This window comes from Microbulbifer maximicatervae (SeqCode) (assembly GCF_052467225.1).
This window is the reverse complement of sequence record NZ_CP174303.1, coordinates 2,709,129-2,729,438: the sequence shown is the minus strand read 5'-3', so window position 1 is coordinate 2,729,438 and position 20,310 is coordinate 2,709,129. Positions and strand designations below refer to the sequence as shown.

The 20,310-nt window shown below is 47.2% G+C and carries 17 protein-coding genes; 4 read left to right on the top strand and 13 right to left on the bottom strand.

Features of this window, described 5'->3' with window-relative positions; genetic code table 11:
• The first annotated feature begins 202 nt into the window (after nucleotides 1-202).
• Both ACJJIZ_RS12010 and ACJJIZ_RS12005 read left to right on the top strand, forming a co-directional pair.
• On the top strand, nucleotides 203-889 hold the full coding sequence (locus ACJJIZ_RS12010; protein ID WP_444913537.1) for an alpha/beta fold hydrolase: 687 nt from the start codon (nucleotides 203-205) through the stop codon (nucleotides 887-889).
• 129 nt (nucleotides 890-1,018) lie between these two features.
• The gene (locus tag ACJJIZ_RS12005) at nucleotides 1,019-2,587 is read left to right on the top strand and encodes a multicopper oxidase family protein (protein ID WP_444913536.1); all 1,569 of its coding nucleotides are present in this window, start codon (nucleotides 1,019-1,021) and stop codon (nucleotides 2,585-2,587) included.
• A 53-nt stretch (nucleotides 2,588-2,640) separates the two neighbouring features.
• Here the strand turns inward: ACJJIZ_RS12005 and gad are convergent, their stop codons facing one another.
• The 11 genes from gad to ACJJIZ_RS11950 form a co-directional block, all read right to left on the bottom strand.
• Nucleotides 2,641-4,014 carry a glutamate decarboxylase gene (gad, locus tag ACJJIZ_RS12000; RefSeq protein WP_444912842.1) on the bottom strand — a complete coding sequence of 458 codons (1,374 nt, stop codon included), beginning with the start codon at nucleotides 4,012-4,014 and terminating at the stop codon, nucleotides 2,641-2,643.
• A 14-nt stretch (nucleotides 4,015-4,028) separates the two neighbouring features.
• Complete coding sequence (locus ACJJIZ_RS11995) at nucleotides 4,029-5,549, bottom strand: amino acid permease (RefSeq protein ID WP_413665489.1); 1,521 nt, start codon at nucleotides 5,547-5,549, stop codon at nucleotides 4,029-4,031.
• Nucleotides 5,550-5,769: 220 nt separating this feature from the next.
• Nucleotides 5,770-6,573: a class I SAM-dependent methyltransferase gene (locus ACJJIZ_RS11990; RefSeq protein WP_444913535.1), complete on the bottom strand. Its 804-nt coding sequence runs from the start codon at nucleotides 6,571-6,573 to the stop codon at nucleotides 5,770-5,772.
• 36 nt (nucleotides 6,574-6,609) lie between these two features.
• Complete coding sequence (locus ACJJIZ_RS11985) at nucleotides 6,610-6,978, bottom strand: SpoIIAA family protein (protein WP_413665487.1); 369 nt, start codon at nucleotides 6,976-6,978, stop codon at nucleotides 6,610-6,612.
• An 81-nt stretch (nucleotides 6,979-7,059) separates the two neighbouring features.
• A complete protein-coding gene (locus ACJJIZ_RS11980) occupies nucleotides 7,060-7,626 on the bottom strand; it encodes a hypothetical protein (protein ID WP_444897586.1) in 567 nt (188 codons plus the stop codon).
• 309 nt (nucleotides 7,627-7,935) lie between these two features.
• Nucleotides 7,936-8,400 (bottom strand): netrin-like domain-containing protein, encoded by a 465-nt coding sequence (locus tag ACJJIZ_RS11975; protein ID WP_444913534.1) that lies wholly within the window; start codon nucleotides 8,398-8,400, stop codon nucleotides 7,936-7,938.
• Nucleotides 8,401-8,599: 199 nt separating this feature from the next.
• On the bottom strand, nucleotides 8,600-9,661 hold the full coding sequence (locus tag ACJJIZ_RS11970; protein WP_444913533.1) for a PQQ-dependent sugar dehydrogenase: 1,062 nt from the start codon (nucleotides 9,659-9,661) through the stop codon (nucleotides 8,600-8,602).
• 174 nt (nucleotides 9,662-9,835) lie between these two features.
• The gene (locus ACJJIZ_RS11965; protein WP_444913532.1) at nucleotides 9,836-10,849 is read right to left on the bottom strand and encodes a GlxA family transcriptional regulator; all 1,014 of its coding nucleotides are present in this window, start codon (nucleotides 10,847-10,849) and stop codon (nucleotides 9,836-9,838) included.
• Between the two features lie 2,184 nt (nucleotides 10,850-13,033).
• Nucleotides 13,034-13,681 carry a YiaD family glycine zipper/OmpA-like lipoprotein gene (locus tag ACJJIZ_RS11960; protein WP_413665482.1) on the bottom strand — a complete coding sequence of 216 codons (648 nt, stop codon included), beginning with the start codon at nucleotides 13,679-13,681 and terminating at the stop codon, nucleotides 13,034-13,036.
• A gap of 615 nt (nucleotides 13,682-14,296) precedes the next feature.
• Entirely contained in the window at nucleotides 14,297-14,524 is a 228-nt protein-coding gene (locus tag ACJJIZ_RS11955) for a SlyX family protein (RefSeq protein ID WP_282933169.1), read from the bottom strand.
• Nucleotides 14,524-15,666 (bottom strand): serine hydrolase domain-containing protein, encoded by a 1,143-nt coding sequence (locus ACJJIZ_RS11950; protein WP_413665481.1) that lies wholly within the window; start codon nucleotides 15,664-15,666, stop codon nucleotides 14,524-14,526. Before ACJJIZ_RS11950 ends, ACJJIZ_RS11955 begins: the two co-directional genes overlap by 1 nt.
• Nucleotides 15,667-15,776: 110 nt before the next feature.
• On the opposite strand from ACJJIZ_RS11950, the gene ACJJIZ_RS11945 reads away from it, so the two are divergent.
• Entirely contained in the window at nucleotides 15,777-16,241 is a 465-nt protein-coding gene (locus ACJJIZ_RS11945; protein WP_282933171.1) for a PaaI family thioesterase, read from the top strand.
• 63 nt (nucleotides 16,242-16,304) lie between these two features.
• Here the strand turns inward: ACJJIZ_RS11945 and ACJJIZ_RS11940 are convergent, their stop codons facing one another.
• Nucleotides 16,305-17,138, bottom strand: a complete 834-nt coding sequence (locus ACJJIZ_RS11940) for an ion transporter (protein WP_413665480.1) — start codon at nucleotides 17,136-17,138, stop codon at nucleotides 16,305-16,307.
• A 166-nt stretch (nucleotides 17,139-17,304) separates the two neighbouring features.
• On the opposite strand from ACJJIZ_RS11940, the gene yciH reads away from it, so the two are divergent.
• Nucleotides 17,305-17,628 carry a stress response translation initiation inhibitor YciH gene (gene yciH, locus ACJJIZ_RS11935; protein ID WP_444912837.1) on the top strand — a complete coding sequence of 108 codons (324 nt, stop codon included), beginning with the start codon at nucleotides 17,305-17,307 and terminating at the stop codon, nucleotides 17,626-17,628.
• Here the strand turns inward: yciH and ACJJIZ_RS11930 are convergent.
• Nucleotides 17,625-20,168 (bottom strand): hypothetical protein, encoded by a 2,544-nt coding sequence (locus ACJJIZ_RS11930; protein ID WP_444913531.1) that lies wholly within the window; start codon nucleotides 20,166-20,168, stop codon nucleotides 17,625-17,627. The genes yciH and ACJJIZ_RS11930 overlap by 4 nt on opposite strands.
• Nucleotides 20,169-20,310 lie beyond the last annotated feature (142 nt).

The window sequence follows — 20,310 nt, the reverse complement described above, 5'->3', positions numbered from 1 at the left end:
CATTCCCGGTTCGCCTGTGGAGCCTTGAGACTTGCTTCTTACCAGAGCATCGCAAAACAAACTTTTAAGTATTGCCATACTATACGTAGCCGGCATGAACACTTCATAAGATGTTCGCTTATAGAAGCCTGAACAAAAAGGAATTTTTAGAAGCTCATGTTAATATGTAATGTGCAAGACTACTAAAATAGGAATTTTAGATTTGAGGGTTTTACTACTACCAGGACTCGATGGAACAGGAGCACTATTTTCAGATTTAATTAAGGCACTACCAAAACAGTGGACAAGTGAAACCATCTGCCTTTCTGAACTTCCAGGAGATACTTACCCGGCTCAAGCTCAATCAATCGCCAAGAGCTATCTCAATGAGAAGACTTACATTATTGCTGAATCCTATTCAGGAAGAGTTGCATATGAGCTATCCCTTTTAGCTCCCGAAAAAATTTTAGGCATTACCTTTATAGCTAGCTTTATAACCTCTCCTTCGCTGCTATCCAAGGCGGCACAACTAGCTCCAATCTCGCTTATAGACTGCCCATCTTTAACCAAAATCACACTAAATTTCTTTGGTTTCAATGGCAAAGGCAGTGACATACTCATTGACAGCACCTACAACGCCCTACTAAATACCAACAGAGGCAAACTAAAGCAAAGGCTTCGTAATATCGCCTCTATCTCCAAACCATCCCAAAAATTGGAAATCCCTGCCGTCTATATCCGCCCGGATAGAGATCGACTTGTAAGTAAAAAAGCTGTCACCGATATATCTGCGATATACATCAACCTCAATGTCATTGATATTCCTGGTGGGCACTTTATTGCTCAGACATACCCCAACAAAGTCGCGAGAATTATTATGAATTTTTCAGAAGGATTGCTACTACCCTAACTTGTCTCTCAATGAAAGGTCATATGGCGAGCAACTCCACAAATAATCCAGCCTTAGAATCTAAACTGATATTCGTTCATAAAATACCCCTTACCAATCTTGCTTCCCACAAAATTCTCGGAGTTAACAGTGAGCAATAGAGAGCATATTTCCTTTCTAGAACCCATAAAAAATCCGCCCGCTTACTCAATGGATAAAGAAAATAGAAAATTAGAACTTAAACTTGATGTACAGTACGAAAAGAATAACATTTTCAGTTTTTACAAAACCCATGACACACCAACCTGGACCCGTGTATTTTCATCATCAATCACTCAAGAAGCAGGTTTCACACTGACAGGCCCTACCATTGAAATTCGCGCTGATAGCCACCTTACTATCCAGACAAACAACCTGCTGCCAGAGGAAGACCCCCTCAATACACCCGCTACAATAAACTTCCCCCATGAGTTCAATACCTACAACTTACATACTCACGGGCTCCACGTCTCCCCGGAATCTCCGGCCGACAATGTCTGCATGAAGATCAAACCAGGGGAAAGTTATACCTACGAATACGACATCCCAAAGGACCAACCCCCAGGGCTCTACTGGTACCACCCCCATAAGCACGGCTCTGTCGCTATACAAGTCGGCAGCGGGATGGCAGGTGCCCTAATCGTAAGGGATGAATTTGACGATGAACTTGAGGCAATGGGAGTTAAGGAACATATTCTTGTCTTCCAGAATATTGCCGTAGATGAGCACGGAAAAGTAGAGGATCAACACCAGGTCGCTAAGTTCCCAGATAGTGAATACTGTATTACCGTTAACGGACAATACTGCCCTATCATTCATGCAACGGTGGGTGAGCTTCTCAATCTGAGACTTCTCAATGCTACCACCAGGACATCGATAGATATCGATTGCCCTTGGTTCGCGCAAATGTACATCTACGGGTTTGATGGAAACCCTACTGATGACTACCGCCTACAAGACGGAGTAAGCCTGGGCCCCGCTAATCGAGCTTCCCTTTTCTTAAAAATCAGTGAAGCCGCCACTCCGGGAGCTCATTTTTACATTTACAATAATGCGATTGAGTTCCAACAAATGCCGCATTATAAGTACCATAACAACAGTCCTCTTTTTGTTATCGCTATTGCCCAGGGAGAGGAAATCGGAACGGCAATCTATGCTCCCAGCAAACCACCCGCCCGATGTGCACCCCCACCCTTCCCCAGCAGTTTTAAAGTGGACTTACTGAAACCTATTACAGATGATGAGATCACCAATACACGTCGACTCACTTTCCAGGCCAACACGCTTGATGACCCTAAAAAATATTATCGCGGGCTGAATGTCAGTATTGATCATTCACCATTCGAAGGATGTGAAGTGGTTAATCATTACGTAGAGCTTGATGCAGTAGAGGAGTGGACCTTGGTTAATGAGAGTGAATTCCCCCACCCAATCCATATTCATGTTAATCCGTATTATGTTATCGAGGTGGTTGGGGAAGACCCCATGCACCACACACTCAAACTACCGTTTTGGTGCGACACCTTTCAAGTACCGCCCCATGGACATGTCAAATTCCGTACTCGTTTCAAGGATTTTACCGGAAAGTATCCTCTGCATTGCCACTTACTTTATCATGAGGATGGGGGCATGATGCAGCATGTTAGAGTTGTCAAAGATGCCTCTGAGATTCCAAAATAGCCCACTTATCTATCCAGTCATTGAATGCAAGGATCGTTAAAGTCCCTTAAGAATTAACACTTACTGGGGGCCACTTTTTGCGGGTCATGTAACTTGGGCGGAGTTGCATTACCGCAATGCTTACTCAACCAATCGCAAGCATGGATAATATCCTTTGCAAGGCCACTGATGGCATTCTGATTGAGATGAGGGCGAACAACAATTCTCAGAGAGTTTACAGACTGAGCGTTTGGCGGCATCGAATAGGCAGAAAGAACCCATCCCCGCTCACGTACTTTATTGGATATATCATATTCATTAAAATTCTTATATTTTTTATTCAGGGTCATGGCAACAACTGGGATTCTCTGGGTTTTATTCATTATTTCAAAGTACCCACTGGCCACCAGAAGTTGACGAAGAGTCTGCGCATTTTCCAAGGTGTGCTGCATAATCTGCCTGTACCCCTCATAGCCTAGACGTATAAAGTTGTAATACTGGTAGGCAACCGGCGATGCATTTCGGCTGAAGTTCAATGTGGCTGTAGGCATCTCCCCACCCAGGTAATTCACATAGAACATCAAGTCTTCATCAAAAACTGCTTTTTCACGAAAAATTATCCACCCCAATCCCGGCGGCACCAAGCCAAACTTGTGCCCGGAGGCATTGATAGATTTCACTCTTGGCAAACGAAAATCCCATTTATAATTCGGGTAGAGAAATGGATTAACAAATCCTCCCGACGCCCCATCAATATGCATAGGGATATCGTTTCCTGTTCTCTCTTCATACTTATCCAACCAGTTTTGAATCGCCCTAAATGCATCATCCTCACCGGTAAAGGTTTGCCCGGCGATAGCGACAACAGCGATGGTATTCTCATCGACCAATTCATCCAGATGTTCACTGGTAAAGCGGTAATGACCAGGCTTTAACGGTGCTATGCGCGGCTCCACATCAAAGTAGCGCATAAATTTGTCCCAAACGATCTGCACATTGGCTCCGGTAACCAGGTTAGGTTTTGAGCCGTCTTTGCCGGCTTGCTGCCTCTTCTTACGCCAATTCCACTTATGCGCCAAACCAGCCAACATGCAGGCCTCTGACGAGCCTATGGTCGCTGCGCCGTATGGCTCTACTCCCTTAGGTCCATTCCAGAGGTTGTGTAACCAGCGAACCATTCGCGCTTCCATCGCAAACAGCTGTGGATACATGTCGTGATCAATATAGTTCTTCAGATAATGTTTCTTAGCGACCTCAAATGCTTCTGACTCAGTAAAAGTTGTGACAAACGAAGATAAGTTCATCGCAGGCTTTGCGTCAGCCCAGGTTTCACTGGTTACGATAGCCTCGGCAGCCTCTGCTGAAATACTACACCGGGGAAAGTGCTTTTCTGGGATATCTTCATTGTATTCGTCAAAGAACCTATCAAATGGAGATTGCTCTTTCACTACCTACCTCCGGCTCACTCATCAATATCAGAAAATGACTGCTGTTGATGGCCACCCTCCCCCCGCCAGGAGGGATTGTGAAAATAGAAAATTAACAAGGGAACGGTGATCGCTATAGCAATTCCACCCAGATTGAGAGCAACATAAGTTACAGGATTTTTTATCGTGAGCTGTTCTGGCGGGAAAAATGAAACTACCAAGGCAAAAACAACGGAAATTAAGCCTATTCCGGCAACAATACAAACCCCTGGCAGCCCTCCCGGGATACGAAAACTTCTGGGTAAGTCTGGTTGCGTGATCCGTAACCGAATAACCGCAGCAAACATCATTATGTACATAATGATATATAAGCTAATAGCCATCACTGAAATCAAAACAAAAGCTGTAGATACATTATCCATTAAGATATAAATGGACGAGATTGCCGCTACCACTACAAACTGTGCAAGGAGAATATTTTTTTGTACACCCACCCGGTTTTCTCGCTGAAACCAGGGCGGCAACATCCCATCCTGGGCCGTAGCCAGTAGCCCTCGACTGGGGCCAGCCAACCATGCCAAGGCACCACTTAGTGCACCATAGCCAATTAGCCAGGAAAGTGCTTGCACGGGCCATTGAATCCCAAGTAGCTGCCCAAAAGCTCTTTCGTAAGCTGTAAATAAGCCAGTTTCTACAGATATCTCTTTATAGGGCAAAATTGCAGCAATAGAGAGAGCGCCGAGGGTGAACACCAGGATGGAAATAACGGCGGCGATGGCAATTACAGCTGGATATCCTCGACGGGTATCACGTAGTTCCGACACATGCGTGGCCTGTGCTTCCACACCAGCAAAGGCAAGTAATATACCCCCGAGAAAAGCAATAGCCCCCAAACCGTTAATATGGGGAAACCAGCGCGGGTGATCATAACCATCCCGACGCACTGCTACTTCCGGGTCGGTCAAGGTCTCCCAGCCAATAGGATTACCACTCACCACCCACCAAACAGCCAGGACAATCAAAATCAAACAGGGAAATACGATACCCACCAGAAATCCAAACTGTGCCACTTTTACCAGAAAGCGGGTTCCGGTAAGGGCAATCAATGTCGCTAGCAAATAGGCAAGAATACAAAACCCACCGATATAGTAGGTATTCTGGGCGATGGTATTATCGCCCACCGCATAAGCCACCGCCGCAGCGGCAAAACCCAACTCCGTGGGATACCAAACAATGCACTCGATCCATTGCAACCATATAGCGACAAAACCCACCTTCGGGGTAAAAGCTTCACCAACCCAGGTATAGACACCCCCAGTGCGCTCTGAAAAGGCACTGCCAAGTTCTGCCGACACGAGCCCTGCAGGAATCAAGAACAGCAATGCCGCAAAGCCGATATAGAAAAACATCGTCAGTTCTTCTTGCGCCATCATCGGCAGGGTACGCAAGCTGGTAACGACCGTTGCGGCAGTTAGGAGCCCGAGAGCAGCCACAGAAAACATCTTTCTGTTGGCAATATCCGGGGTGCTCGATGCACTGCTCCCTTTTGGTCGCACTGATGGGACCTCCCTGGAGTGCAATATTTTTGCGGCAGTACAAAGAAGCAAAGCCTATCGTGGGGGACTGCGGGATAGATGGGATAACAGAGGTGCCGCTACCAAGGCATAAGCCGCCCTTTTAGCAACGGACTTATGGAAACATAGAATTCATAGCAAGTCGGTGCCCACACCATCTTTCACCCAAGGAGAAATCGGCTAGGGCAGCGGTATGTGGCAGTTAGCCTGGAACCCCATGTTTGGTGTAGATATCGAAGCGGCCGGATTTCCCCTCCAAGGAAAGGTTGGGCTTCATATCAGCCAAATAGGGGGCAAGCTTAGGGCGCTTAACTACTGTGCGGTAGTAGCAGGCCGCCAAGGCAGGGCTCAATAAGCTATCCGCATCCTCATCAGTCCCAACCAAATGATGGAAGGCAGCCATTTCCTTTTTGACCTTGGCAGCTTTCCCCCGCGCAGGGAACATCGGGTCCAGATAAATAACAGGGATGGATTCCTCTGATTGCAGCGCGAGCCACTCTGACGCCGCCGTACAGCAATCCACCAAACTCATTCGCTCAGAAATTGCAGCCAACTCAGCATCCCCGATAGACGCCTGTCGCAGCCGGCGTATTCCATCTTTCAGTAATTGGAAAACAACCGGGTTGCGCTCCAGCATCTGCACCTCACATCCCAACGCCGCCAGAACAAAGGCATCTCTACCCAAACCAGCGGTGGCATCGAGGACTTTGGGATGGAAGCCAGAACGCAGACCAATAGCTTTTGCTACTGGTTGGGCTTTACCGCCGCCATACTTGCGGCGATGAGCAAGTGTTCCAGCAACAAAATCCACCCATACTGGCCCGGCTGCTTTACGCCCTGTCGCACATAACTGCAGTTGCTCTCCGAGACACAACACTTGGGGAAAGTCGACCACATCAGCAGGAGAAATAGCTCCAAGGAGGGGGTAATCTAACTGAGCGGATAGTTCTTCCGCTGCGGAAACATATTCTGGCGCCGCAGCGACAATAGCCAACGATGGACTCACCTGCCCTCCAGGTAACATTGAAAAAGGGAGGCGATGCTAACCCGGTTTTTGTAACCATTCCAGAGCTTGAGCGGACTCCTCTTCGGGAAAGGGACGCACCTCAGCACTGATGAAGTGACAGGCAAGGTTGGGCATAAAGCGGAGGATAGGATTATCGGTAACCACGGCTATCCGGCGGATATGCCGTTGATGCTCTCGAATAAAGCGGAAATGAGAGATCATTGCGACGAAGCTCTCCCAGCCAGCGAAATCCCCCGCATTGACTAGCAACCCTTCTATACGTCCCCGCTTGCTGATGATCGGATCAACTTGCGCGGCTAGCAACTGGAAGTCCTCAACGGTTAACTTCCCAACTGGTCTAACTTCGAGTATTCGATCACCCTGATGCCAGATATGCTCAATCATATTTTGAGAATGCGGCAGGGCCACACTTCTGTGCAGCCCTGCTTTTCGCTTAGCTCGATGTAGCTGAGTCATTACTATTGGTCAGTTATCATTACTTTCCATTCCCTCATCCTGACCGGTATCTGCCTCTGTATCTGTTTCAGTGCCATCGGCAGAGGCATCCATATCGTTAGTCGCGCCCTCTACAGCATCATTGGCTTCCTTCGTAGCATCATCTACGACCTTATCCGCTTGCTGATTTAGGTCGCCACCCGAGTTATTGCTCGCGTCTGGCATGGCGCTAGAATCATTAGCATCCGGGCTCATGTTGCCATCTGCACCCATATTGTCTGACCCAGACATAGTAGCGTCAGGTGAGCTCCCGTTATCTGAAGACCCCGGAGGAGCGGGATCGGTTGAGTCAGAGTCCTGGGGCATTTGGGAATCGGGATTGCCCATACCATCAGGGGAATCCGAGGTATCTGCTGGGGCCATTGAGCCACCGCTACTTCCTCCACTAGAGGGGGTAGAGGATCCCCTCATCTGTTCACTCTTCTGCTCCTGCTCCATCGAGTTATAGGCTTCTTTAGCCTTATGCTCGCCGCTGCGCGACATAAAATAACCGATGATCAGTAATAAAATGATCAGGGGAATCAGTAACTTCTTCATATCTGGACCTCTCGACCCCAGGCAAACTCAAAAGAAGACATTAATCATTAAAATCGAGCCGGTTACACAGTGCTGGTCGGTGTACTTTCTCGATAACAATCCCAAACCCTGACACTCCAGCCTGTTTACAACGGTGCGCAACTTAATGAGATGCAGCGCCTGTAAAAGAAGGTCGCGCCAATACTGATAAGAATAACCCTCCTTTGGGGTTCTTCAAGGGGGAGAGCCACTTCGTAGCAGGTTGGATTGCTGTAAAGAAAGAACCAGTTACAACTGATAGTTCTAACAGGTCTGCAAGAAAGCAACTTATTAGCCCTGTTTAATAAACTTATTAAGTTGGGCAAGTATCGCGGTGGCGTCTGACTCAGCAATAACCGCCTCACAACTCCTCAGGTGTAACCTTCCGTAGCTATCCAAATTCGCAAAAATCAGATAGTTTTCACCTTGCTCCAGCTTTAAATCGCAGGATTCAAATCCCAGGCGGAAGGTGATCTCTCCACCCATTGGCCCTTTCCAAACCTGGCTGGGAACGGCAGAGTAGATATAGCCTGATATGGCTGTAATTCCCTCCTCAGACAGTGCGCTATCCACATCCCTGTGAACATCAATAATTTCTACTTGCGCCACAACCTCAGCTTGGGCAAAACGTAATTCCAAATGAGCAGTAGATGCCGAAGCTATGTCCTCTGCCGCATGCGTTGTGCTACTCACTAGGAGATATAAAATAACACTCACGATTTTGGAAAATGTCTCACAAGATATTTTTTGCGTCACAACCCTCTCCTTACTTATGCTCTTATCGCAGTAGACATAGCACAAGTAATTAGGATCGGCTTACTCTTTTTTACAGAGTCTGAAGGATAGCCAAGAGGTGAGGTAATTTGGCAGAAATTCCTCTAGCGTGAAAATCAATACAGTGGATAACCAAGCGGGCTGCTCAGTGAGCAGCCCTGATAGCTATAAAATCTGCCATTTAAATACCGGTATAGGTTAAGCGATAGATTTTATGGGCAAAATCGTCAGAAATTAGCACGCTACCATCAGGCATTTCTAAAAATGCAACAGGGCGCCCATAGGTGGTTTCATCCCGCATAAAACCAGTGACCAGCGGCTTGTAATCCGTGACCTCACCATCTTTAACTGTCGCCATCATTACTCGGTAACCTGATTTTTTGCTTCGATTCCAGGACCCGTGCTCAGCAACCAACAAGTTCTGTTGGTATTCCTTGGGAAACTGCCCACCTCGATAAAAGTGAATTCCGAGAGGCGCCACATGGGCATCTAAATTTAATACCGGCTTGGAATAATCAGCGGCCTTCTTACCCTGACCAAATTCCGGATCAGCAATATCGTCACCATGGAAATAAGGATAGCCAAAATGCTCTCCTGCAAAGCTTACCTTATTAATTTCACAGGGTGGGATATCATCACCCATCATGTCCCGACCATTGTCTGAAAACCACAATTCATTGGTTTGCGGATGAAAATCAAAGCCAACGGAGTTTCTCACCCCATTTGCAATCACTTTTGTTTTCTTAGATTGCAAGTCCAGCGAAAATATTTTTGAGTAATTTTCGTTGGCATCACAGATATTACAAGGTGCGCCGACAGGCACTATTAGCTGCCCTTCACTATCAAAACGCAAAAATTTCCAACCATGATGCCTGTCCGCTGGAAACTGATCGTAAATAACCTCAGACTTCGGTTTGTCAAGATTTTTATCAATCTGGGGGAAGCGAATAATCTTATTGACATCAGCCACATATAAATCGCCATTTTTATAGGCAATACCTGTCGGCGCTTTTAAATCATCCATCAATAGCCAACGCCGATCAGCTACACCATCATTATCTGTGTCCTTGAAAGCATAAACTTTTTTCGCGCTGAAAGAACCAGAAAATACTGTACCCGACTCAGAACGTGCCAATTGACGAGCCGTCTCAACATCTTCTGCAAAGTAGCTGAGCTTAAAGCCCTCGGGTACCTTGAGGTAATCAAGGTCTATCTCAGCACTTGCAGAAGCTGCAAATAACAAACTGGCCAAAAGTAAGTATTTCATATTTATATTCTTGCAAAATATAAATATTAACTAAAAGTGAAGATGTTGATCAACTCAGAGGTTCAGGCATACATGAGCATTCATGCTTAAACACTGAAAAGCCGCCTCCCATATCGAAGATAAGCCGAAAATCAACGAAATCCAGCATTTTCAAGCGAACTGTTTGCGGTATTTACTGGGAAGAATACCTTTCTGCCGGAGAAACGCCCTTCTCATTTGTTCCTGCGACGAAAAGCCACACTGGGTTGCCACTACATCCTGACTAATCCCTGCCTCCAAGATTAACTGACAGGCCTTCTCAACTCTAACCTGCTCCAAATACCGAGCCGGAGTTACACCTATCTCGCTTGTGAAGCAGCGAGAAAAATTTCGGGGGCTCATTGCTTGTTTTTTGGCCAAAAAATCAACACTGAGAGACTGCTCTAAGTTTAGGTTTATCCATTCCAACAACGGGGAGAATCTATTATTTTTTAATTGTGCCTGTAAATAACTACTGTACTGACTCTGATCACCATCACGCTTCAGGTACAAAATCATTTCCCGAGCAACTAAAAGGGCCAGTTTTCGACCGAAGTCCTCCTCAACCATAGCTAAGGCCAAGTCTATCCCTGCACTTCGCCCTACAGAACTGTAGATTTTCTTATCTCTCACAAAAATCGCTTTGTCATCTACTTCAATATCTTTATATTTTTTTAGATCACCGATGTATTTTTCATGGGTTGTAGCCCGATGCCCTGATAAAACTCCAGCCTTGGCAAGTACCAATGTACCACTTCCGCTAACCCCTATCCTCTCAACTTCCTTTGCCTTAATTTTCAACCATTCAAGAAACTGACTGTCATCCGTTAAGTCAAGGCAACTTTTCGCAGTACCACCACCAACTAAAAGAGTATGGATGGAATCAGCCTCGTAGAAACATTTATCTGGATGTACTTTCAGGCCAGTAGTTACTTGCCTCGGCTCCTTGCTTGCAGCCAAAAATTCAATTTTATACAGTTGATCTTCGCCATACCCAAAATCGGCCATTTGTTTATTAGCAAACGTAAACACCTCAGCTGGACCTGTGATATCCAGGCACTGGGCACCGGAACAAATAATGATCGATATCGTTCTCTTTTTACTTTCTTTAAGGCCCTGGTATGGCGATAGAAGACTACTTTTCACGGCAAACACCTACAACTAACTTATCAACCCAGAAGGGTTCTTTATGTTTTCTCGCAAATCTAACTTGGCGTAAAAAGGCAAAATAACTCGATGGAATTAAGTGACTTTGCGTTAGGATGTACTAACCTTGCATATTCTGTAAAGTAATATTGATATTACCTTAAAGAATAACCAGTCACCCAAATTTTGGGGCCTTTTAACTGATCAAATTTCATCCCACTTGTACTTACAAGCTGTACCAGTAAAACTAACAACCTCAATTGGTACAGATGAACCAATAATTATTTCGCTTATACAACGATAAATAGTATTTTCCACCCTAAAAATTTTGGCGCCTTTTGCACGCACACCAGCAAATGATTGAAGACTGTTTTTTTGACACATCTAAATAAAATGCCAATTAAGGACCCACAACACTGCCTCAATTTTTCCACCCCGCCCCACAGACCGGGCCTGGGTGTAAAACAATCACCCAAAATTAAAAAAACCCCAAATCACAAACAAAAAAAGAACAAAAACCTACTATAAAAATTTAAATGTAATAAAATTGCAATAAAACACTAAAGCCAAGAACTATTTACCAACTCTAACATCCAACCACTCAATCAATAGCTTTACGATCGATTCAGCAATTAGGCGCAGCTACTACATCTACCGCATGTTAAGTGAGACCCCTATCTTTACCTGAGCCACTAAAATTCTAAACTCTTCCCTTAAGAGGAGAGTCAAGGCTTTAAGTTAAGAACTCATTGTGTACTCTTCTCAGAACCTACTTTTAGCCAACACCTTCTGCCAAGATCACCGCTACCCCTTATTAATTACCAACCAAAAGTTATCGAGATAGCCTTTCCATCTTATGGATAAAATCTTTTAGTGAAGAACTGTAAATGACATAGACCTTCATGAAAAGAGCTTGAAGCCCTCAGCCCCAATATGAATCTCACAAAACATTTAAGTAATGAAGCTTGACGATCATCACAGGCCCACATCTTAAGACTCATCATTTCCAACCAAAAGGACAAGCTTCCTGCAAAATTTTACTTTATCGTCTCTTAAAACCAGCCAGGTTCACAATCACCATTATTATATTTCTGCAGCGTATAGATCAGCCATTTACAGCAGTGAAACCATGAAAAACAATACTTATGGAATTCTTTACCCACCTCAATGTGTCGAATTAATTCTCCGACGAGACAGACACAAACATCCATCCATCCATCCATCCATCCATCCATCCAACAACTAAATTACCAATCGAAGTGGCGAAAGAGGGAAGGAACAACCTCCACTATTAACACAACCCTAAAATCTGGCGCTACACCCTTCGAATTAGAAGTATTTATGCGATCCTTTGCCTGGGGGTACTAATCAAAACTGATTCCACCAACTAAACACCTAAAAATATCCGCGACAGAAAAAACAATAAAAACTTACGACTCACACCACCTCAACTTGCACAGGTGTACCAACATAAAAAGCTGGTCAAAAATATAAATCACATAAAGTACAAATCCAGAAAATAATAAAACTAAGAAATTATTATTAGCGCCAACCCAACCCTAGACAACTTAATTTTCGGACTTTCCTGCTTACTTGACGGCCAATGCTCTAAAAATCAAAAAGCAAGCAAATCTATCTCTGCATACATGGCCACAAAATCAATTATTCATAGGTAGAAAATATGATTGGCAAATGATCTCTATAAAAATGTTGGCACGTCTAATTTTTAGCAGTCGAACAAACTGAGACATCAAAGAACTGATAACCACTCTCGTTTGGCTCACAAAACATTCTCTAAAAATTTACTGAAATCAAACTAATGCTAAATCTTAGGGTCGCTAGATTTATATAAGTCTGAAAACAAGACAACACGGAAATCCAAAGATGAGCCTTGATCTAAATAGAATGGTTTGAGCGGCAACTACAAAAACAGTTCGGAAAAGATTCTGAAGATGGCAAGAGGATAAGTGAGAAAGCTTTCTCTCAATACGTCATCCTCTGAGTAACCAGGGATCAAAGCCGGAAACTCTTTGCAGGGACAAACAAATTGCGGATTAAGGGAATAGTTAAGAAATTGAGCAGAATAATAAAGGGAATTTATGAAGGGGTGTAGTGCCCAAACCGAACAATCTGGGCACTATCAACAAAAGAACGACTAAAGGTAGAAATTATCTGACCTGATCGTTATAAAGGCAGTAGTTCCAACTCAACTCGGCGATTGGCCTGACGCCCAGCTTCAGAGTCATTACTGGCAATAGGATAACGCTCACCGTAACCTACAGCCTGTACACGACCTGCAGAAACGCCCTGACCGCTGAAGAAGCCAGCAACGGAATTAGCACGCTGTTCGCTCAAGCTCTGGTTGTACACATCTGAACCAGTGCTATCGGTATGGCCGCTGACTCGAATTGCAGTTTTATCAAACTCCTGCAATACAACAGTGACCGATTCCAGAGTGTCATAGAAGTCTGTACGAATATCTGCGCGGTTAGTACCGAAGGTAATGTTACCAGGCATGATCAGGCGAATATTATCACCTTCACGCTCAACACGTACGCCGGTACCTTCCAGGCGCTGACGCAACAACATTTCCTGACGATCCATATAGTAACCAATGCCACCACCGATCGCCGCGCCACCCAGGGCACCAGTCAAGGCTCCCTTACCACGGTCTTTCTTACTGGCAGTAGCGACACCAACGATCGCTCCAGTTACAGCTCCAATTCCAGCCCCCTTGGCGGCATTACTGGTCTTACTTTCACCTGTGTAAGGGTCCAATGTGGAACAACCAACCATCGAACCCAGTGCCAGGGCTGCTACCCAATATTTCATTATTGGCTCTCCTAACGCATTTTTAAGTAACGGGTATTGAGCTACACATGTCTTGTGCAATCTCTGTATTGTTCAACACACTATCTGACTGGCGGCTGAACCAACCCAATGAAATTTTCCATAGACTAAAGCGAATTTATTGTCAGTTCTACTGACTAGTCCCCATTACGTACTAACTATTCATAACTACGTACCAATGACGGACAAAGTAGCGAGCAAGAAGTGATCAGCTTTCCGGTCTTCCACAAAATCTGTGGATAAAACTGTGCACTAATAAGCTATCCATGGCGCCAGCCGGCGTAAACTCTCGCCTACAGCGTTTTGCACATTTTTTAAACTCTTCAGTTTTCCTTTTAAAAACAACAAGTTAGAAATCTGCCTTGACGTCAAATAGCGGTGGATATCTTCTTGTTTGAGGGCAAATTTTACCAACTGCGTATGTGGAAAAGTTTGTCAATAGCCTCACGCTCCACTGAGGCAATTCTTTTAGACGCTTTTGTTTTTAAAGTCACCCCCAAGAGGCAGCGAATACCTCTATGTCTGTCACTTAGTAACAAAAAAAAATTCGTGCCAGCCCCTGTGGACTTCTATAAAAACCCTTTTGTAACCACTGAATTAGTAATGCGGAGGTTTTTCATCCAGCGGCTTGCCGGCCCCCTGCATCTCAAAAGCAATCGTCCGATACTTTTCGCCCAACTCGCGCATATGTGCGAGTAGAGTGCGAATATCCGTATCCTGACGAGTAATCACATCATTTAATTGGCTTATAGTGTCTTCCTGGAAAGCCAAACGGCTCTCCAGTTCATCGACCCGCTCTACCAGAGCCTTTATTTCTTCAGTCATCACAACAACCCGTAAAGAACATCTACCAGACCGACCGCTCGACGATCCATAAATAAGCTCTGCCCCAAACGAGTTGTCACGTATCCGAAGCCCAGCCCTCTTTCCGGATCAGCAAAGCCGACACTACCACCCGCTCCCGGATGGCCAAAGCCCTGGCTACCCCCAAAGCGCAAGTCCGCCGCGGAACTGCTGCGAATAAAGCCACAACCAAAACTCACCTCAGCCTGCAATACTTTATCGTGGCCATGACTCTGCTCCTTTGCCGCTTCATCTATCAACCGCTTGGGCAAAATAGTCGGCTCGTCACAGGTGAGTTCACCGTAAACCGCTGCCAGGTCTCTCGCACTGAAGTGGCCATTGGCTGCAGGAATTAAAGCACCGCGCCACTCGGAGCTATTGGTACCCATCATCAAGCTCACCGGGTTGCTAAATGCCATCGCAACAGGCCCTTTGCGGTCTTCTTTTATGGCGCGGCCAATGGCATTTTCCCGAAGCTCTGGTAAGGGTTGTTTCAGCGGGCTGACATCGGCAATTCTCTGCGAACGATGTCCATTTGCCCCAAAGCCCCCATCAAGATTGAGGGGTTTGGCTAGCAATTCCCGATAAAGTTCCAACAAGGGTTTTTCGGCAACCCTTTCAATTAATCCACCCAAGCTCCAGCCGTATAAAAATGGGGCGTAACCCTGTGCACTTCCGGGCTTCCACCAAGGCTCGCTGCCAGCCACCTGGTCGCAAGCCGCCTGCCAATCGTAAATCAAACTGTCTTTTACCCGCTCACGGAAAGCGACAAGTCCGCTGCGGTGGCACAGCAATTGGCGTGCGGTGACAGTTTCTTTGCCTGGGGCAAATTCAGGCCAGTAATCCGCTACCGGGCGATCCAAATCCAGTTTGCCTGCGGCAACTTGCTGCATCGCCAAAACTGCAAGAACGCCTTTGGAAGATGAGAAGACATTGGCCAATGTGTCTTCAGTAAATGGCCTCTCTGCACCCCGATCCGCACTTCCCGCCCATAAGGAACAGATTAATTCTCCATGCTGGCGCACGGCAAAGGCCGCTCCTGTATCACCGCACTCGCGAAAATTTCTGGCAAAAGCATCGTAAAGAGCCTCTAAACCAGGGGCACAAAAGCCGTATATGTCCATGTATTTACGTCCAGATAATTCGGATAACTCTGTTGCAAGCCCGCAAGGGTAGTTTCTTCCACTCTGCGGCGCAAATCGGTAGTATTGCGCGCTCATAGCGAGGGATAAATATGACTCAGGAAAGCGCAATTCAAGATCAGATCCAGGGCAATCATTGCTTCGGCTGTGGCCCAGACAATGACCAGGGCCTGCGTATTAAAAGCTACTGGACAGAGAAGGATCAAACCCGCTGCGAGTTCCTTCCCAGCTCCCATCACAATGCTGGACCTGCTCAATATTTAAACGGTGGAATTATCGCTACGGTTATCGACTGCCATACCGTATGCACAGCCATCGCCGATGGTTACCTGCAAGCCGGACGAGCTGTCGGCACTGGTGACAAGATCTGGTATGCCACCGGCAAACTGGATATTAGCTATCTGGCACCGGCTGCCATCGATAAACCGGTCATTCTCGAAGCCACTATTGTTCAGCGCTCCTCCAAGAAAACTGTTCTGCACTGCAATCTCACCAGCAATGGACGCCTTTGCGCCAAGGCAGAAGTCATAGCAGTCCGCGTCCCTGATGAATGGTAAAACCATAAGCTGATAAATGGCTGCCGGCCCTGTGTTGGCCGGCAGTGACAAAGTGCGAATAACTTACAGCGCTTCGCTCTCTTCCATATCCTCCAGGCGATGGCCACAGAATTTGCAGTATTCCGCATCTGGGTCATGGGCACTACGGCTGCAGTTATCACAGCGCTGTTGCACTCGCTCCCGATGCATTTCTCCAGCCAATTCCGCCGTTAGAATGCCGGTAGGCACTGCAATAATTGAGTAACCAATCAGCATGGTCATTGCAGCAATGCCCTGCCCCAAAGGCGTTTGCGGAGAGATATCGCCATAACCAACGGTTGTGATGGTCACAATGGCCCAATAAACACTCGTGGGAATACTGGTAAATCCGTGGCCTGGCCCCTCCACCACAAACATCAGGGAACCAAAAATAATGCACATAACCAAAACACTGGAGTAAAACACCAGGATTTTGCGCCGGGCCAGCCCGAGGGCTCGCAACAAGACGTTGGCATCACGTAAGTAGCGAACCAGCTTCAGGATTCGGAAGATCCGCAGCACCCGCAACAGGCGAATCACCAAAAGATAGGTGGCGCCAGTATAGAGAAGCGCCAAGTAACTGGGGAGAATTGCGAGCAGATCCACAATCCCATAGAAACTGAAAATATATTTGCGGCGATTCACCGTGCAATATATCCGGGCGATATACTCAATGGTGAAGAGGCCAGTAAATACCCATTCCAGGCCGATGAGTAAGTGCTCATAGCGGTCGCGCACCGTACCTATGGAGGTCAGGAGCACCAAACCCACGCTGATCAGGATCGCCCAGATCAAAAAAACATCAAAATTCCGCCCTGCCCGGGTCTCGGTTCCGAAAATTACCTCATTGAGCAGTTTGCGACGTCCCGTCAACGCCATCTATCACCTCAACTACGCTGCTGTTTCATATTGCGGCAAAATTCTAACCTCTCAGGCTTCAGGGGTCGCCCCATTTTCAACATCGTTTACAGCGGCTTTGACATCCTGCGCACCTCGGGCACAATTCCCGGCATTTTCAGCAAATACCAACGGAGTATTCCCAGCCATGGCTAAGGAGAATCGTCTCGTCTATTCAACTGACCTCGGTCGAATTAAAGAGGAATCCAGGACAGAGAAGCGCCATGATGGAGATGGCATAGTTCGAATCCAAAGGGAAACCAAGGGCCGCAAAGGAAAAGGGGTGACTTGCGTGCGCGGGCTGCCAGGCACTGACAGCGAACTCAAGCTGCTCCTGGCAGAGCTCAAGAAGCGCTGTGGCTGCGGTGGCGCCCTCAAAGATGGGGTGATTGAGATTCAGGGTGACAAGCGTACTGAGATCAAAACATTCCTTGAATCTCGCAACCACACGGTAAAGCTGGCCGGCGGTTAGCCGGCTTTAAGCAGTCGCAGTGGCTTTAACTGCAACTGCTTTTCCCGCTCCAAACACTGACTCAGCAAGGCGGCTAGCTGGATATGATAGTGCTCCAGAATCGCAGCGCGAATGTGTTTGCAACGCGATTCCATAACCTGCAGAGAATCCAGCACTTCCTGTCTCCCTTGTGGCAGCTGCCTGAAAGGCTCCTCCTGAGCTTTCAAATTTATTGCCGCAGCCACCCCTTGCTCTTTTAATAGAGCCGAACTTTCCACTGCCGCTACTATGGCATCTATCTCTCGCAAAGACAGCGCTGTATATTTTTGCAGCAGCTCCCTTTCATTCAATTCTGGTGATAGGTGCTGGGCAAATATTGCCAGCGAGTGGCTATAACCGGCGAGCCGATCCAGATGCGGTGCCAAGCTATCGTAGGCGGCCAAATGGCGCAGCTGATTCCTGGCTGTCTGACGCTGATCCGTGGGCATAGTTACCAGGGATAGACACAGGCGCTGATAGAAAACACCATAAATCTGCTGTAATTGCTTGTGTGACTCCTCCAGTTCAGCGCGCTTAACAGCGATCTGCTCTTGAGCTCCTGCAAGGCTGGCCCCCTTCAAGCAAAAGTCTTCAGCGGTAAAAGGGATTTTGCCGCGTATCAGCGCCGCTCCCAGCTGCATTGTAAAAACCCTGATCTGCAAGTCCTCCCGGCGTCCACGCAAATCACGCAACTCCACCAGTTTACTGCGCAGCCAATCGATAGTGCCCTGCAGATCCAGCGCCTGCATTTCCGCAGAGGATGGCCTGCGCAGAGGCATCAGGGCCAAGGGTGCCAGGCGATTGAAATACTCGTCCAGTACCTCAGCAGACTCCTCTGACTCCTTACTTGAACTCAGTAAAAGTCGGTTTTCGATCATCTCACAGTCTTTGCCAGCAACTTCAGAGGTCACAGCGGTTGCCAGCCCGGCAAAGTCCACAAACATGGATTGCAGGGGTATCGCAGATCTAACCTGCCCCACAAATTCCCGCTCAATCAACACCGCTACACATTCACTGTCGATCGCCTGCTGAATATCCCAGGGGTCCCTGGCCTGCGTCATAGCAGCCTCAACCACATCGCAGGTATCAACATCCAGGTTCTCCTGCATCCAGCGAACGGCATCGGGAATATTTGCACAACTGCGTCCCAGCGCCTGGGCTTCACGATTAATTTCTGTCACCAAGAGATCTGCGTGCACTAACCGGTGCCACTTTCTGGCGAAGTCTGCCAACGCATCACTACCTATTATCTGTGCCGCAATACCGTCAGCCCTCTCCTGTAGCATTACGGCACTGCCTGCGGTTAAGCGGCAATGCAGTGCCTCCAGGCGCTGCAAGATAGGGAGCAAAATATATCCACCTGTCACTAGCATACGGTGAAATGGCGCGGCCAATGCTCCCGGAGCATTATCCGGGCTAACAACACTGCGCTCATTTTCAAAAGCCCACTGCATCAGTTCCAATCGCTGCACGGTGCCGTAAGTCAACCAACCAAGTGCGCCGAGCAAACGGCCGCGATAAAAGGCGAGCCCCCGGCCCACGAGTGCCAGGACCTCCTTTCCGTTCAATGAGGCGACGCTGGCAAGCCCTACCGTAAGTGGTAAATTCTGCCTAAAAACCTGGAAAAATCCCGGCTGGGACAGAATATGGGAGTCTGCACTTACAAAGACCTGGCTGATCTTTGGCAGCCCTAGCTTATCGACCAATGAATTAATTAACTTCAAGGCCTCCTTACCTTCAGAGGGCAACAGCTGACGGGGCTCCGATGAATCTCGCAAACGGGAGGATAAGCAGAAAAATGGCCAGACAAACAGCAGACCAACAAGCAGGGCGAGAAGTACGGTTAAAATACTCAGCGACACCCCCACCCAAGTAAGTTCTCCCTGCCAAACAGCCATAGGGATTTGCCATAGAGCATATCCACTGGAGAAAACACAAGCGAACAGTACCAACCAGAATATTGAAGGCACGATTACTGCTTTGACCACTCCCCAAACTGCCTTTCCCTGACTCGTGACACTGTCAGCCTGTAATCGGCCTGCATCAGATAAATACCTCTCAACCGAATCCCGGGAGCCTTCCGGCTTTATTACTGGATTGCCTGCGGCAGGAGTGGATGAAACGACTTTCTGGGGCTCGTCTGCTTCGAGAGTTTTCTGGCTAACAGGAACAAAAGGGTCAGTACCAGCGCGCGACTTATCCGGCGCATCCACCGATGCAGCATTGACCTGGGCCTTGCGCCGCTGGGCGACTTTTATCTTTGCAATCAGCTCGCGGTTATCAAATCGTCCCGCCGGACAAACCTCCACTCGCAGGCCAATTTTCTGCAGACTGGTGCAAAACTCCAGCGCCTGGTCAGAAACCAACCGATCTTTAATTACCCAGCCTTTTAGTAGCAGCCTGCGCGCCTGGGGCTCCGAGATAGAGAACAACTTCGCCACATCCCGGATAACCGGACCCGGTTCTTTGGCGTGAAGCGTCCTTCCCGTGGAAACCACCTGGTACAAATCCTGGCCCGCCATCTCCCTCTCCTGTCACCAAGTGACGCAAATTGTCACATTTATTACATCTTGCGCGGAGAGTAAAAGATTCAGAGAAAATCAGTTGCGCACCAGTTCTCACCAAGCCAGTTCAAAAACAAAAATGGCAGGAAAGAAGGCAAAG

Excerpts from the sequence above, each read along its gene's own strand:
- ACJJIZ_RS11945 (WP_282933171.1), top strand. The coding sequence starts at position 15,777 with ATGACTCAGGAAAGCGCAATTCAAGATCAGATCCAGGGCAATCATTGC.
- yciH (WP_444912837.1), top strand. The coding sequence starts at position 17,305 with ATGGCTAAGGAGAATCGTCTCGTCTATTCAACTGACCTCGGTCGAATT.
- ACJJIZ_RS11980 (WP_444897586.1), bottom strand. The coding sequence starts at position 7,626 with ATGAAGAAGTTACTGATTCCCCTGATCATTTTATTACTGATCATCGGT.
- ACJJIZ_RS11955 (WP_282933169.1), bottom strand. The coding sequence starts at position 14,524 with ATGACTGAAGAAATAAAGGCTCTGGTAGAGCGGGTCGATGAACTGGAG.
- ACJJIZ_RS11930 (WP_444913531.1), bottom strand. The coding sequence starts at position 20,168 with ATGGCGGGCCAGGATTTGTACCAGGTGGTTTCCACGGGAAGGACGCTT.
- ACJJIZ_RS11940 (WP_413665480.1), bottom strand. The coding sequence starts at position 17,138 with ATGGCGTTGACGGGACGTCGCAAACTGCTCAATGAGGTAATTTTCGGA.
- ACJJIZ_RS11960 (WP_413665482.1), bottom strand. The coding sequence starts at position 13,681 with ATGAAATATTGGGTAGCAGCCCTGGCACTGGGTTCGATGGTTGGTTGT.
- ACJJIZ_RS11950 (WP_413665481.1), bottom strand. The coding sequence starts at position 15,666 with ATGGACATATACGGCTTTTGTGCCCCTGGTTTAGAGGCTCTTTACGAT.
- ACJJIZ_RS11985 (WP_413665487.1), bottom strand. The coding sequence starts at position 6,978 with ATGATTGAGCATATCTGGCATCAGGGTGATCGAATACTCGAAGTTAGA.